The organism is Clostridium sulfidigenes, assembly GCF_052067195.1.
Lineage (GTDB): Bacteria > Bacillota > Clostridia > Clostridiales > Clostridiaceae > Clostridium_J > Clostridium_J sulfidigenes.
This window is the reverse complement of sequence record NZ_JBQHQR010000002.1, coordinates 310,628-324,197: the sequence shown is the minus strand read 5'-3', so window position 1 is coordinate 324,197 and position 13,570 is coordinate 310,628. Positions and strand designations below refer to the sequence as shown.

Genomic DNA, 13,570 nt, shown 5'->3' with positions numbered 1-13,570 from the left:
AAATGAGTAAATTTACTAAGTTAGAAAAGCAGTGGATTCTATATGATGTAGGAAACTCAGCTTTCACCATGTTGGTGTCTACTATAATTCCTATTTACTTTAAAAATGTTGCAAGTTTATCAGGAATTTCACCAGCAGATTCAACAGCTTACTGGGGTTATGCTGTATCCTTATCTACAATTATTGTAGCAATACTTGGACCTATTCTTGGAACCGTAGCGGACACTAAAGGTTATAAAAAGCCACTATTTTCATTATTCATGATGTTTGGAGTGTTAGGTTGTGCAGCTTTAGCTCTTCCGGTACCATGGATTGTATTTCTAGCTATATTTGTGATAGGGAAGGTTGGGTTTTCAGGAAGTCTTATTTTTTATGATGCCATGCTCAATGACATAACTACTGATGATAGAATGGATGAGATATCATCTCATGGATATGCTTGGGGGTATATCGGAAGTTGTATTCCTTTTACAGTAAGTTTACTCCTTGTACTTTTTGCAGATAAAATTGGACTTACAACTGCAATGGCAACGGGGACAGCCTTTTTATTAACTGCTCTATGGTGGTTACTAATAACAATGCCCCTACTAAAGAACTATAAACAAAAGTATTATGTTGAAAAAGGAAATAAGCCAGTGGCAGAAAGTTTTAAGAGGCTAGGTAAGGTTCTTTTAAACATTAGAAAAAACAAGAAGATTTTCTTATTCCTCCTTGCATTTTTCTTCTATATAGATGGAGTTCATACAATTATAAGCATGTCCACATCCTATGGAAAAGATGTTGGAATTACAGATAGTAATTTACTATTAGCATTACTTTTAACTCAAGTAGTTGCCTTTCCTTGTGCTATTTTATTTGGAAGATTATCTAAAAAATTTAAAAGTGATAAGTTAATAGCAGCTTCAATTATGGGTTATATAGCAATAACTATATTCGCATTACAGCTAGATAAAGCATGGGAATTCTGGATTCTTGCAGTATGTGTTGCGGTATTCCAAGGGGCAATTCAAGCACTATCAAGATCTTATTTCTCAAAAATTATTCCTAAGGAGAAATCCAGTGAATACTTTGGACTATATGATATATTTGGCAAAGGGGCTGCCTTCATGGGAACTATGCTTATGAGTATAGCAACCCATATAACAGGAAGCTCTAAGGCTGGGGTAGCAGGAATTGTGGTAATGTTTATTTTTGGACTTATAATATTTAAAGCAGCCAATAAAGTAAATATATCTACGGAAAAAGAAACTACTGTTAGTTTATAAGGCATCTGAAAATAAATAATAAGTCAAAGGTGGAAAGTATATTTTGAGATAGACGAGCATTCTGACTTATTTATTTTTGAAGATTCCTAAAGTGTAAATTTTAAATATCATATTAAAACCGCTTATAGATACTTAAAACTAGTAATCTATAAGCGGTTTTTATTATTTACTTATTTATATTTCTTATAAACCTTTTTATAAAGGATATACCAATTATATCTGCAATGAACCAACCTATAGGAATAGACCACCAAATTGCAGTTATACCAAAGGTAGGAGCTAGCCAATAGGAAATTCCGACACGAAGTCCTAAGGATATAATAGTAAGCAAAATAGATATATTAGTGGAACCTATACCTCTATAAAAACCATAAAACATGAAAAGATATCCAATGAGAAAGTAAAATACACTTACTATACATAGATATTGAGAGCCGTAAGCTATAATTTCAACTTCTGATGGAGATATAAATATAGTCATTAATTGTTTTGAAAATATTACTACAATTGCTGATATTATAATGCAAAATAAGGTAATAATCTTGAATGAAGATTTTACTCCTTTTTTTATTCTTAAAGCTTCACCGGCACCTTTATTTTGGGCAATATAGGTGGAAAAAGCATTACCAAAATCTTGAACAGGCATATAAGCGAAGGCATCTATTTTAACAGCTGCTGCAAAGGCTGCCATTATTGATACTCCAAAGGAGTTTACTAGGCCTTGAATTAATAAAATCCCGAAATTCATTATAGATTGTTGGATACTTGTTAGAAGGCTATAATTTGCTACTAACTTTAAAATCTTTATATCTATTTTAAGGTCGCATTTTTCAAATCTAATTTCAGGTAGTTTGATAAAACAATATATGGCTGTTGAAATTCCAGATATGCCTTGAGCTATTATGGTAGCATAAGCTGCACCTGCAATACCAAGATTAAACACAGTTATAAAAACAATATCAAGAACTATATTAATTATGGCTGCTATTATTAAGAACACAAGAGGTATAAAGGAATTTCCAACGGAACGAAGTAAACAGCAAAAATAATTATAGATAAAGGTAAAGCTTATACCGTAAAAGATTATAATTATATACTGTTTAACATCATTAAATAAACTCTGTGGGGTATTCATAAAAATTAAGATATTATCAGTAAAGAAAATAGCACATAAATTAATTATAATAGTTATTAAGCCGATAAAGATAAAGGCAGTAAAAATACTACTTTTTAATTTAGAATTATCTTTAGCTCCGAAGCATTGAGAAAATACAACGGATGCGCCTATACAAAGTCCCAGAATAATAGATGTTAAAAATACTATAATAGTAAAAGAAGATCCAACTGACGCTAAAGCAGATGCACCTATATATTTACCAACGATTATGGAGTCGGCTATATTATATAATTGTTGAAATATATTTCCTATAATAAGGGGAATCGCAAAGCTTATTATAGCTTTGGTTTCATTTCCTTTAGTTAAATCCTTAGTCATATAAACCTCACTTTATTAATTCAATATTTTTATTCTACATTAACATTTTTTATATCATAATTTAGTAATACCTATATTTAAATTTAGTAAAATGCTTTCAAAATATAGGTAATTATTAAGGCATTACATGTCCATTATACAATAGAAAATAATTTAATCAATTGATTATTAGATTTATAATAATATAAAAAATAGCACTATAACACTTTAATAGCGTATATAAAGTGAAACTAAATTTAGAGGTGAGGTTATGAAATTAAAAAAGATAATTTCTTTAATGCTTATAGCTATAATAGCTACTTCTTTAATTGGATGTGAGAAATTTTCTAGTAAAAATAAGGAAGAAATTTCAGTTAAAGAGGTGGATAAAGAAGTGGTGGAAGGAAATAATAAATTTGCATTTAATATATTCAAAGAAATTTCGAAGGGTGAAAATAATAAGAATGTGTTTATATCTCCTTTGAGCATTTCCATGGCACTTACTATGACCTATAATGGAGCTAAAGATAATACAAAGGCAGAGATGAATAAGGTACTAGGCTATGAAGGAATGTCTGATGATAAGATAAATAATAGTTATAAAATTCTTCATAGTTACTTAGAAAATATAGATGAAAATGCAAAGCTAAATCTAAGTAATTCCATATGGATAAGAGAAGGTCAGAATATAAATAAAGAATTTATAAACATTAATAAGGATATCTTTGGTGCAAAAGTGGATAACTTGGACTTCTCTAAATCCTCATCTGTGGATAAAATTAATAATTGGATTGAAAAATCTACTAATAACATGATTAAAGATATGCTAAAAGGTCCTATTGATGGTGATGTTATTATGTATTTAATTAATGCTATATATTTCAAGGGACAATGGCAAGAACCCTTTGATACAAATAATAATATTATAGGTGAGTTTACAAATTCAAAGGGAGAAAAATCAGAGATAGATTTTATGAGGAAGGTTGCGGCTAATGATAAAACCTTTTATGGAGAAAAGGATGATTTTAAAGCTATAAAAATGCCTTATGATAGTGGAAAAGTATCTATGTATACAGTACTACCAAAGGAAGGTTTAAATATAGATAATTTTATAAATAATTTAGATATGAATAAGTGGAATTCTATAAAAAAATCCATTGGAAAAGAGCAGGAAGCTGTTAATGTAAGCTTTCCGAAGTTTGAAATGGAATATGGAACTAAAGAATTAAAAGGACCTCTAGTGGCCCTAGGAATGAAGGATATTTTTAGTGATAGAGCTAATCTTAGTGGAATAAGGGAAGAGATTTGTGTTAGTAGCGTTTTACATCAAGGAAAGATAGAAGTAAATGAAAAGGGAAGTGAAGCAGCTGCAGCTACTATAGTTGAAGTTAGGGAAACTGCAATGCCAATAATTGATAACCCTAAAGAGTTTATAGCCGATAGACCTTTTGTATTTATTATAGAAGATGAAGAAAGTGGAACCATACTATTTATGGGTAAACTAGAAGAAGTGAGTAAATAATAAAGGGAAAAGATAACAGGAGTAAATAAAAACTCCTGTTATTTGCCTTTAATTAGCTTATTTATAATACATGGTTAATCTTTTCTTCATTATTTACTCAAATCATAAAAAATTCTAACACCTACTTAGAACTTCTTTTTTAAAGTTTTCTATTGAAATTCTTTCAATAAAAAAACTTATTTTTTCTCCATCATGAGCATTTTCTTTATAATAATCAAATATAGAATCTACTAATTTTAAAGTGTCCTTTTCTGATAAATCATTAGCTATAATATCTGCAATCCTAGGGTTATATCCAGCTGAACCACCCGCTGTTACCATGAGTTTACCATTAATATCTGCTATAACCCCCACATCTTTACTATAAACACTTCCACAAGCATTTCTGCATCCCGCTATACCTATTTTAGTTCTACAAGGCATATCCATCCATTGATATTTTTTAGATAATTTCATACCTATACCAATTGTATTAAATTTTGATCTTTTACAATATCCTGCTGGACACATCTCTACATTTTTAACGGAATTTTGAGTTTTAACAGCTGGTTCCATATGTAGTTCCTCCCATATTTGGGGTAGATCATTTTCCTCTAAGTTAGTTATTAAGATTCTTTGTCCAGATGTTATTTTTATAACTCCATTATACTTCTTAGCTACTTTAGCTATTTTTTCAAGGTTTTCCGGAGTTATAAAACCTCCAGGAATATGAGGTGTTATACCATATTTTCTTTTACCATCCCTTATTTTTTGAAGATTCCCGTAATGTGCCAAAACATATTTCCTCCTATATTTTTTAAATATATTATACCTCATTTAATAGGAACTAATCTACTTGACCTTGCTGAGTTTAAAAGAGTTATGATAATGAAGGTACTTAAATTTGTAAAGGCATGGAGGTCATCATGTGACTACCATGCCCTATTTTTACTTAATATTTAAAAGAGAACTAAATTTAATTCCTCTTGTAGGTTTTTGTCTGCATACACAAAGTAGTGCATTAGCAATTATTAATTATTTGAAACAAATACAGGTTAAAATTTCATTTGTAGGAAAATGGTACGAATATATAGTTATAAATTTATTTATACCAATGGGGTTTATGGGGGAATTATTATGAATTTAACTTTTTTTGTGTCATTGCTATCAGAGGAGCTAAGGACCAAATATTATGAAGAAATTATTAGGAATGGACAAGTAACAGAAGAACTTTGGAAGGAAATATCCTACTATCTAGAAAAAACATACAAAGAACTCTTAAGTGTTGAAGAACAGATAATAGAATTACTAAGGAATCTTGAAGATGTTGAAAAATCTAGATTAATGATGACAATACAAGAAAATGACATATATTTATTTAACAAAATATCTACGAAACTATTTAGTTTTGAGGATATTATTAGTATAGATAGGGAAAGGGTGAAAACAGTTCTGTGTAAATTAGATATGGATACTCTATGTAAAGCTATATTAGGGGCTTCACCAAGGGTTATTTATTATATTCAAAATATATTTCCAGATATTGATTTTGTAGAGGCAAGAAGGAAGTTAGGAAGTGTTCAATTGGATGAAATACTTCAGGCTCAAGATAAGATAATAATGAAAATAAATAATAAGTAATAAAAGTTTAATTTATGGGATTATACACCATTTTATTACTTGAAGTTATAGAAGAATATTGACTTATATGGTATTATGTAGTCCTAGAGTGAAATAGTTCAAGAAATTCATGTTGAACGTATTTAACTAGTACTATTGAGAGAAGTTGGAGGGTAATTTAAATGTACGAAATGAAGGAAGAATTTAAAACTGGAATAGAGATTATTGATAATGAACATAAAATGCTTTTTGAAATAGCTGATAAAATTTATGAGTTATTAAATAATGAGTTCATTATTGATAAATATGATAGAATAGTAAATCTAATTGAAGAATTAAAAGGGTATGCTGCTCTTCACTTTAGAGATGAAGAAGCCTATATGGAAAGCATAAATTATAAAAAAATGTTTACTCAAAAAATAGATCATGATAACTTTATAAAAAAATTAGAGGAAATAGATTTAAATAAAATTGATGAGAATCAACATAAATATATTCTTGATTTATTGGAATTCGTAAATCAGTGGTTAGTAAGTCACATTCTTGAAAAAGACAAGCTGATTGCACAAGGGTAAGTTTTTGTGAACTATATAAAAATAAATGGTAGTCCTATGGGCTACCATTTAATATATTAGTTAACTCTTTGTTTAAGACAAGTTTTTAAGTCCTCTTCTGGTGTACTTATAGGAGTTAATTGGAAGGTGTCTACTAAGTATTGAAGTACATTTGGACTTATAAATGCAGGAAGAGAAGGCCCTAGGAATATATTCTTAACTCCTAAGGACAATAAAGCTAGTAAATCAGCTACAGCCTTTTGCTCATACCAAGATAGTACAATGGATAATGGTAATCCATTCACATCAGTTTCAAAGGCATCCGCTAAAGCAGTAGCAATTCTTACTGCAGAATAAGCATCATTACATTGACCTACATCAAGAAGTCTTGGTAATCCAGCTACTTCACCAAATTCAAGTTTGTTAAATCTATATTTTCCACAAGCCAAAGTAAGGATAATACAATCCTCAGGAACCATTTTTGCAAAATCTGTATAGTAGTTTCTTCCAGGTCTTGCACCGTCACAACCACCTATTAAGAAGAAGTGGCGCACTTCACCCTTTTTAACTGCATCAACAATTTTACCAGCATTACTTAAGGTAGCTTTATGACCGAAACCTACAAGAATTTCTTTTCTGTCTTCAGAAGCAGTAAATCCACCTAATTCTAAAGCTTTATTTATGATTTCAGAGAAGTCCTTTGTTCCATCTTCTTTAAGAGTGACATGTCTAACTCCATCCCATCCAACTACGTTAGTTGTAAATATTCTATCCTTATAGGTTTCTCTAGGTCTCATAAGACAGTTAGTAGTCATGAGTATACAGCCAGGAATGTTATCAAATTCTGTTTGTTGGTTTTGCCATGCACTACCATAGTTTCCTACTAGATGAGGGTATTTTTTAAGTTCAGGATAACCATGAGCAGGAAGCATTTCACCATGGGTATATATATTTATTCCCATACCTTCAGTTTGTTTTAATAGCATCTCTAAATCTTTTAAATCGTGACCAGAAACAATTATAAAAGGTCCTTTTTCTACTTTTACATTAACTAGATGAGGAGTTGGATTTTTATAACTTTCAGTATTAGCTTCATCAAGTTTTTTCATGACAGCTACACTCATATCACCAGTTCTCATAGTCATTCTAATTAGCTCTTCAACAGATAAGTTATCATTAGTTGTACATTCTAATCCTAGAAAATAGAAGTTATCAACTTGGTCATCATAATAACCTAAAAATCTAGCTTGGTGTCCATAGGCACTTATACCCTTTAGACCATAAACAATAGTTTGTCTTAAAGAACGTATATCAGCATCTAAATCTCCATCATACATAATTCCAGCTTTAACGGCATCCTTAAGCATTTCTTCTTTAGTTTTGCTTAAATTATAGGTTGCTTGATCAGGATACGTCTTATCGGTAGAAGCCTTACTTCTTAGGTTTTCTTTAATCTTTTGTGATTCTTTAAGCATGTTTAGGTGACTTGCTGCATCAAAGTTAACATTAGTTAAAGTTGTAAATAGAGCATTTTCTACAAAACTAACCACTGATTTATCTATAACTTGCTCATTATCAAGTAAATCTTTAGCATAACAACTAATTCCTTTTAACTGATAAATTAATAAGTCTTGCAAATTGGCTATTTCAGGGGTTTTACCGCAAACACCTAACTTAGTACATCCCTTTCCCCCTACAGTTTGTTCACATTGATAACAAAACATTGCATTATCCATTTAATAATCCTCCTTATTGTATTAAGTTTTTTATAGTATTTGTTTATAAAATAATATTATTCTTTTATAAATAAATACATACTAATTAAACTCTTATTTAATTAAGTAAAATAATAAAAATCTGATATAATAGAAGTGAACTAACTAGGAATACTACAATCATTGAAATTTATTGAGGTGATTTTATGAATAAAGAAAAACGAAAGAAAATTTTAGAAATATTAGAAGAGACCTATAGAGGAGCTGCCTGCGGGTTAGATTTTAGAACACCCTTTGAACTTTTAGTATCAACTATACTTTCTGCTCAATGTACAGATGAGCGAGTTAACATAGTTACAAAGGAATTATATAAGGAGTATAATACTCCACAGGCTATACTAACTTTAAGTGAAGAAGAATTAGGTAAAAAGATTCATAGTTGTGGATTCTATAAAAATAAAAGTAAAAATATATTAGGGGCATGTAAATCCATTGTAGAAAAACATAATGGTCAAGTTCCAAGAACCATGGAAGAACTTATAGCCCTTCCAGGAGTAGGGAGGAAAACGGCTAATGTGGTTTTATCTAATGCTTTTGGAGTGCCTGCTATAGCTGTAGATACCCATGTGTTTAGAATTTCTAATAGAACAGGTTTTGCACCTGGAGATAATGTAGAAATTGTTGAAGAAAAACTTATGAAGTACATACCAAAGAACATGTGGAGTGATGCACATCATTATATTATTTGGCATGGAAGAAAAATATGTGATGCTAGAAAGCCAAAGTGTCATCAGTGTCCTATAGCACCTTATTGTGATTACTTAAATAAGGCATCTTCAAAAAAATAGATTATTTTAATTAGGAGGATTTAATTATGTCATATGGTGAACAATCTTTAAAAATGCATAAGGAGAAGAAGGGAAAACTAGAGGTTATAAGTAAAATTCCTGTTAATACAAGAGAAGACTTATCTATAGCTTATACTCCTGGAGTTGCAGAGCCTTGTATTGAAATATCTAAGGATAAAGATAAGGTTTATGATTATACAATAAAATCTAATACTGTAGCTATAGTTTCAAATGGAACAGCAGTATTAGGACTTGGAAATATAGGGGCAGAAGCTTCAATTCCAGTAATGGAAGGAAAGGCATTATTATTTAAGGAATTTGCTGGAGTAGATGCTTTTCCAATATGTATTAATAGCGAAGACCCAGAAGAAATAATAAAAACTGTAAAATTAATATGCCCTGTATTCGGAGGAATAAACCTTGAAGATATAAAGGCTCCTGAATGCTTTTACATAGAAGAAACTTTAAAGAGAGAGCTAAATATTCCCGTATTCCATGATGACCAACATGGAACTGCAGTAGTTGTATTATCAGGATTATATAATGCATTAAAATTAACTAAGAAGAATATTAACGATGTTAAAATAATAATAAATGGTGCTGGTTCTGCTGGAATTGCTATATGCAAATTGCTTCTAAAGGCAGGAGTAGAAAATATTATCATGTGTGATAGGAAGGGTGCTATTTATGATGGTGGTAACTGTTTATTTGAGTCTCATGAGCAAATAGCAAAGGTTACTAATAAAAATAAAGAATCAGGTTCATTAAAAGAAGTTTTAGTAGGAGCTGATGTGTTTATAGGAGTATCTGGACCTAATATGATAAATTCAGAAGATGTAAAAACTATGAATTCAGATGCAATTATCTTTGCTATGGCTAATCCAACTCCAGAAATAATGCCAGATGAAGCTAAATTAGGAGGGGCTAGAGTAATAGCAACAGGCCGTTCAGATTTTGCTAATCAAATTAATAATGTTCTAGTATTCCCTGGTATATTTAAGGGAGCTCTTACAGTTAGAGCAACAGAAATAAACGATGAAATGAAGTTAGCTGCAGCAAGAGCTTTAGCAAACCTAATTCCAGAAGAAGAGTTAAATGAAGAGAACATAATACCAAATGCCTTAGACAAGAGAGTGTCAGGCAAAGTAGCAGAGGAAGTTATGAGAATAGCAAGAGAAATGGGAGTAGCAAGTCTGTAGAGACTAAAAATATGGAGCATGTACCTATATTAAAGTACATGCTCCATATTTTATAAAAATTAGATTTATATTTTATCACTGTAATTTTCAACAGAGCCATAGATTTGAATAAATAACTTTTAAAAGCCTACTTCTATACTAATGATATTGCAAGGTTGTGAGGAGGCAATTTCTATGGAAGAAAGGCTATCTTTTTCACAACTTTCTATGATTAAGGTGTGATTTTTAGGTAGAGATATATTGTTCCCATCTATTGTGAGGGTTAGGTCTGAATTAGGTGAGAAAAATATATAATTATGATAAGAGTATCTGTTTTTCCTTTTGTTTAAATTCAGCTTTAGTAAAGAACCTTCACTTAAAGTTAGTGCATTCATTACCCCATCACATCCAGGTCCTATCATTAAATTAAAGTCTGTAACAGTACCAAAGCTTTCTGTGTTTACATCTCCAGAAAATCCATGAACTTCAAAAGGTTCTAAGTGAATTAGAGGACCTTTATTGTGACAAAGATCCATGGAACCCTCCAAAGTTGTTATATATCTATAAACTTTTGGAAGATTAGTGAAGGTGGAGTGTTCTAACTCTACAGTGGCAGAACTAATTCTCCATTTAAAGTTTAAATCTTTGTAATTAGAGTCTTTAGGATAAATATATATTTCATTAGTAGTTCCCCCACTCCAATTAGAAGTTTTTATTTTATCCTTTGTTATTATTTCTGTTTTATAACCCATAATATCACCCCATTAATAATTAACATATATAATATTAATACAAAAAACTCATCCATATATGAATAAATATAGGAATGAGTTTTAAAATGTATCACAAAATTAAAGTATTATATCTAAAAGGTCTTTTTCTATTAAATCATTGTATTTTCCGGATCTATATTCTGCAACAAGAACTTTTCTCTCATCATTAGAGATTACAGGAAGTTTTTTAAATAACTCCTTAGGCATTTCTACATAGGCACCCTTAGGATCCATTTCTTCAGTAAAAGTGATTACTGCAGGAATACTTTTGCAGCCTACTGCTTCTTCAAGAAAGCCTTCGTAACCTGTTCTAGGAAATAAATGAACCTTTAAGTTTTGGTTTTCTTCTGAAAGTTTTTGTACGAAAGGAATAGTTACGATACAATCAGGGCAAAAACCTTCTGTAAATATTGCAGCATGAACAACCTTGTCTAGTTTTTTTATTTGTTCCTTAGTATCACTAGAAAGTTCAGTGTCTGCATAGGTCTTATCTTGGATATTTCCATATTTGGCATGTTGTTTTTCTACATACTCCTCAAAGCTTAAGGCTTTATTAAAATCTAACATATTATCTTACCCTCCAATTACTTATAACTAAATTTTGTCTTTTATAAATTAGAATGTATTGTATTAAATTAAAATTATTCAATATAATACATTATGTTAGCATGGAATAGACATAGCTTGTTCATGATTATTATAACAAATAAAATTGATAAATAGTAGATATATACAATTTATTAACTTGTAAAAAAAATTAGAGTTTTATATACTAGGGTTATGGGACAAAATAAATATGACAAACAATATAAAATATTTATAAAATTTTAAAAAGGCGGCGATATTATGTCAAAAGTTATAGAAAGATTTTTAGGATATGCTAAGTATGATACACAATCAAGTGATTCTACGGGAACAACTCCAAGTACTGCTAGCCAAAGAGTTTTAGGTGAAGTTTTATTTGAAGAATTAAAAAGAATCGGCATGAGTGATGTTACTATTGATGAAAACAATTACGTAATGGCTACATTGCCTGCTAATACAGATAAAAAAATACCAACTATTGGGTTCATATCTCATATGGATACTGCTCCGGATTATTCAGGTAAAGATGTTAAGCCTCAAATGGTGAATTATGAAGGTGGAGATATTAAATTAAATGCAAATACAGTTTTATCTCCAATAGATTTTCCTGAATTAAATGACTATATAGGAAAAACGCTTATCACAACAGATGGAACTACTTTATTAGGAGCAGACGACAAAGCTGGTATATCAGAAATTGTTACTGCTATGGAATATTTAATTGCAAATCCAGATATAAAACATGGGACTATTAAAGTTGGATTTACTCCAGATGAAGAAATTGGAGAAGGTGCAGATCACTTTGATGTAGAAAAATTTGCAGCAGACTTTGCTTACACTGTAGATGGGGGAGCTGTTGGAGAAATCGAATATGAGAACTTCAATGCTGCTGGTGTGGAAATAGTTATTAACGGAAGAAATGTTCATCCAGGAAGTGCTAAAAATAAAATGGTAAATGCTCAGCAAATAGCTATGGAGTTAAATGGATTATTACCTGTTAATGCAAGACCAGAATACACAGAAGGATATGAAGGCTTCTTCATGCTTTGCGATATGGTAGGAACTGTAGAAAAGACTACTATGTCTTATATCATAAGAGATTTCTTTAGAAATACCTTTGAAGAAAAGAAAACATTAATTAAAGAAATAGTAGAACTTCTTAATAAAAAATATGGTGCAGGAACTATAGAAATTTCAGTAAAAGATCAATACTACAACATGAAAGAAAAAGTAGAACCTGTAATTCATGTAGTAGACACAGCTGTTGAAGCAATGAAAGCTCTTGATATCGAGCCAATTATAGTTCCTATAAGAGGAGGTACTGATGGAGCAAGATTATCCTTCATGGGACTTCCAACACCAAACATATTTACAGGTGGACATAACTTCCATGGGAAATTTGAGTTCATTCCTGTAGATTCTATGGAAAAGGCAGTAGAAACTATAGTTAAGATAATAACTCTTTATGCAGAAAAATAAAAAATTCTAACATTTATAATACTCATACATAAAAATTAACTCCTTAATACACACTATAGTAAAGTGATTGAGGAGGGCGATATAATATGAGTAATGATAAATCAAGACCAATATATCCACCAGATACACATAACTATTTTGGTGATTTTAGAAGCATAACCCCTATGTCTGATTCAGTTTGGGAAAACGTAAGAGAAGCTGAGATAGAAGCTGCAAAGACAAGAAGTCGAAGAAATTACAATATGGAGACTAGTGAAGAAATTGCTTTTGATGATTTAAATGAAGATATAAAAAGCGAAAGTGAAGTTGACTTTGACTCCATTATAGATGAAGTAGACATGAGTGATCATGGTAATGATTACGGAGATTATGCTAAGAAAAGATTATATTAATATTTCTTAGAGGAAGAATTTATTCTTCCTCTAAGTTAATTTAGGGTTCACATAGGAAACTACTGAAGCTATAAGGCTTTAGTAGTTTTTTAGAATATTATATTTACATATAGGGTATTTTCAAATTTTAATCCTTTAAGGACATTTAAGAATTCATTCATATTTTAGTCACTTAACTGACACATA

At 30.4% G+C, this 13,570-nt stretch carries 13 protein-coding genes; 8 read left to right on the top strand and 5 right to left on the bottom strand.

The features are described 5' to 3' along the window. The first annotated feature begins 2 nt into the window (after positions 1–2). A complete protein-coding gene (locus tag ACTNBA_RS03420) occupies positions 3–1,265 on the top strand; it encodes an MFS transporter (protein WP_441072607.1) in 1,263 nt (420 codons plus the stop codon). A gap of 166 nt (positions 1,266–1,431) precedes the next feature. Here the strand turns inward: ACTNBA_RS03420 and ACTNBA_RS03415 are convergent, their stop codons facing one another. Next, a complete protein-coding gene (locus ACTNBA_RS03415; RefSeq protein WP_441072605.1) occupies positions 1,432–2,760 on the bottom strand; it encodes an MATE family efflux transporter in 1,329 nt (442 codons plus the stop codon). A 250-nt stretch (positions 2,761–3,010) separates the two neighbouring features. On the opposite strand from ACTNBA_RS03415, the gene ACTNBA_RS03410 reads away from it, so the two are divergent. Continuing rightward, the gene (locus ACTNBA_RS03410) at positions 3,011–4,261 is read left to right on the top strand and encodes a serpin family protein (RefSeq protein WP_441072603.1); all 1,251 of its coding nucleotides are present in this window, start codon (positions 3,011–3,013) and stop codon (positions 4,259–4,261) included. 114 nt (positions 4,262–4,375) lie between these two features. Here the strand turns inward: ACTNBA_RS03410 and ACTNBA_RS03405 are convergent, their stop codons facing one another. Continuing rightward, positions 4,376–5,035 carry a ferredoxin-like domain-containing protein gene (locus ACTNBA_RS03405; RefSeq protein ID WP_441072601.1) on the bottom strand — a complete coding sequence of 220 codons (660 nt, stop codon included), beginning with the start codon at positions 5,033–5,035 and terminating at the stop codon, positions 4,376–4,378. Between the two features lie 342 nt (positions 5,036–5,377). On the opposite strand from ACTNBA_RS03405, the gene ACTNBA_RS03400 reads away from it, so the two are divergent. Continuing rightward, entirely contained in the window at positions 5,378–5,881 is a 504-nt protein-coding gene (locus ACTNBA_RS03400) for a FliG C-terminal domain-containing protein (RefSeq protein ID WP_441072599.1), read from the top strand. Between the two features lie 161 nt (positions 5,882–6,042). After that, entirely contained in the window at positions 6,043–6,435 is a 393-nt protein-coding gene (locus ACTNBA_RS03395; protein ID WP_346847080.1) for a bacteriohemerythrin, read from the top strand. Positions 6,436–6,491: 56 nt separating this feature from the next. Here the strand turns inward: ACTNBA_RS03395 and hcp are convergent, their stop codons facing one another. Then, positions 6,492–8,150, bottom strand: coding sequence for a hydroxylamine reductase (gene hcp / locus ACTNBA_RS03390; protein ID WP_441072597.1), 1,659 nt, complete (start codon positions 8,148–8,150; stop codon positions 6,492–6,494). A gap of 185 nt (positions 8,151–8,335) precedes the next feature. Here hcp and nth point away from each other — a divergent pair, with 185 nt between their 5' ends. Further along, positions 8,336–8,977 carry an endonuclease III gene (gene nth, locus ACTNBA_RS03385; protein ID WP_035129586.1) on the top strand — a complete coding sequence of 214 codons (642 nt, stop codon included), beginning with the start codon at positions 8,336–8,338 and terminating at the stop codon, positions 8,975–8,977. A gap of 26 nt (positions 8,978–9,003) precedes the next feature. After that, positions 9,004–10,176, top strand: a complete 1,173-nt coding sequence (locus ACTNBA_RS03380) for an NAD(P)-dependent malic enzyme (RefSeq protein WP_441072595.1) — start codon at positions 9,004–9,006, stop codon at positions 10,174–10,176. 119 nt (positions 10,177–10,295) lie between these two features. Here the strand turns inward: ACTNBA_RS03380 and ACTNBA_RS03375 are convergent, their stop codons facing one another. Then, positions 10,296–10,907, bottom strand: coding sequence for a HutD/Ves family protein (locus tag ACTNBA_RS03375; RefSeq protein WP_346847084.1), 612 nt, complete (start codon positions 10,905–10,907; stop codon positions 10,296–10,298). Between the two features lie 99 nt (positions 10,908–11,006). Next, positions 11,007–11,495 (bottom strand): thioredoxin family protein, encoded by a 489-nt coding sequence (locus ACTNBA_RS03370; protein ID WP_035129583.1) that lies wholly within the window; start codon positions 11,493–11,495, stop codon positions 11,007–11,009. Positions 11,496–11,774: 279 nt separating this feature from the next. On the opposite strand from ACTNBA_RS03370, the gene pepT reads away from it, so the two are divergent. Then, on the top strand, positions 11,775–12,992 hold the full coding sequence (gene pepT, locus ACTNBA_RS03365; RefSeq protein WP_441072592.1) for a peptidase T: 1,218 nt from the start codon (positions 11,775–11,777) through the stop codon (positions 12,990–12,992). 86 nt (positions 12,993–13,078) lie between these two features. Then, a complete protein-coding gene (locus ACTNBA_RS03360) occupies positions 13,079–13,384 on the top strand; it encodes a hypothetical protein (RefSeq protein WP_441072590.1) in 306 nt (101 codons plus the stop codon). Positions 13,385–13,570: the final 186 nt, after the last annotated feature.

Bases quoted from the DNA above. Each gene is read 5' to 3' on its own strand.
- pepT (WP_441072592.1), top strand. From the start codon at position 11,775: ATGTCAAAAGTTATAGAAAGATTTTTAGGATATGCTAAGTATGATACA.
- hcp (WP_441072597.1), bottom strand. From the start codon at position 8,150: ATGGATAATGCAATGTTTTGTTATCAATGTGAACAAACTGTAGGGGGA.
- ACTNBA_RS03410 (WP_441072603.1), top strand. From the start codon at position 3,011: ATGAAATTAAAAAAGATAATTTCTTTAATGCTTATAGCTATAATAGCT.
- ACTNBA_RS03360 (WP_441072590.1), top strand. From the start codon at position 13,079: ATGAGTAATGATAAATCAAGACCAATATATCCACCAGATACACATAAC.
- ACTNBA_RS03370 (WP_035129583.1), bottom strand. From the start codon at position 11,495: ATGTTAGATTTTAATAAAGCCTTAAGCTTTGAGGAGTATGTAGAAAAA.
- ACTNBA_RS03380 (WP_441072595.1), top strand. From the start codon at position 9,004: ATGTCATATGGTGAACAATCTTTAAAAATGCATAAGGAGAAGAAGGGA.
- ACTNBA_RS03415 (WP_441072605.1), bottom strand. From the start codon at position 2,760: ATGACTAAGGATTTAACTAAAGGAAATGAAACCAAAGCTATAATAAGC.
- nth (WP_035129586.1), top strand. From the start codon at position 8,336: ATGAATAAAGAAAAACGAAAGAAAATTTTAGAAATATTAGAAGAGACC.
- ACTNBA_RS03375 (WP_346847084.1), bottom strand. From the start codon at position 10,907: ATGGGTTATAAAACAGAAATAATAACAAAGGATAAAATAAAAACTTCT.
- ACTNBA_RS03400 (WP_441072599.1), top strand. From the start codon at position 5,378: ATGAATTTAACTTTTTTTGTGTCATTGCTATCAGAGGAGCTAAGGACC.
- ACTNBA_RS03395 (WP_346847080.1), top strand. From the start codon at position 6,043: ATGTACGAAATGAAGGAAGAATTTAAAACTGGAATAGAGATTATTGAT.
- ACTNBA_RS03420 (WP_441072607.1), top strand. From the start codon at position 3: ATGAGTAAATTTACTAAGTTAGAAAAGCAGTGGATTCTATATGATGTA.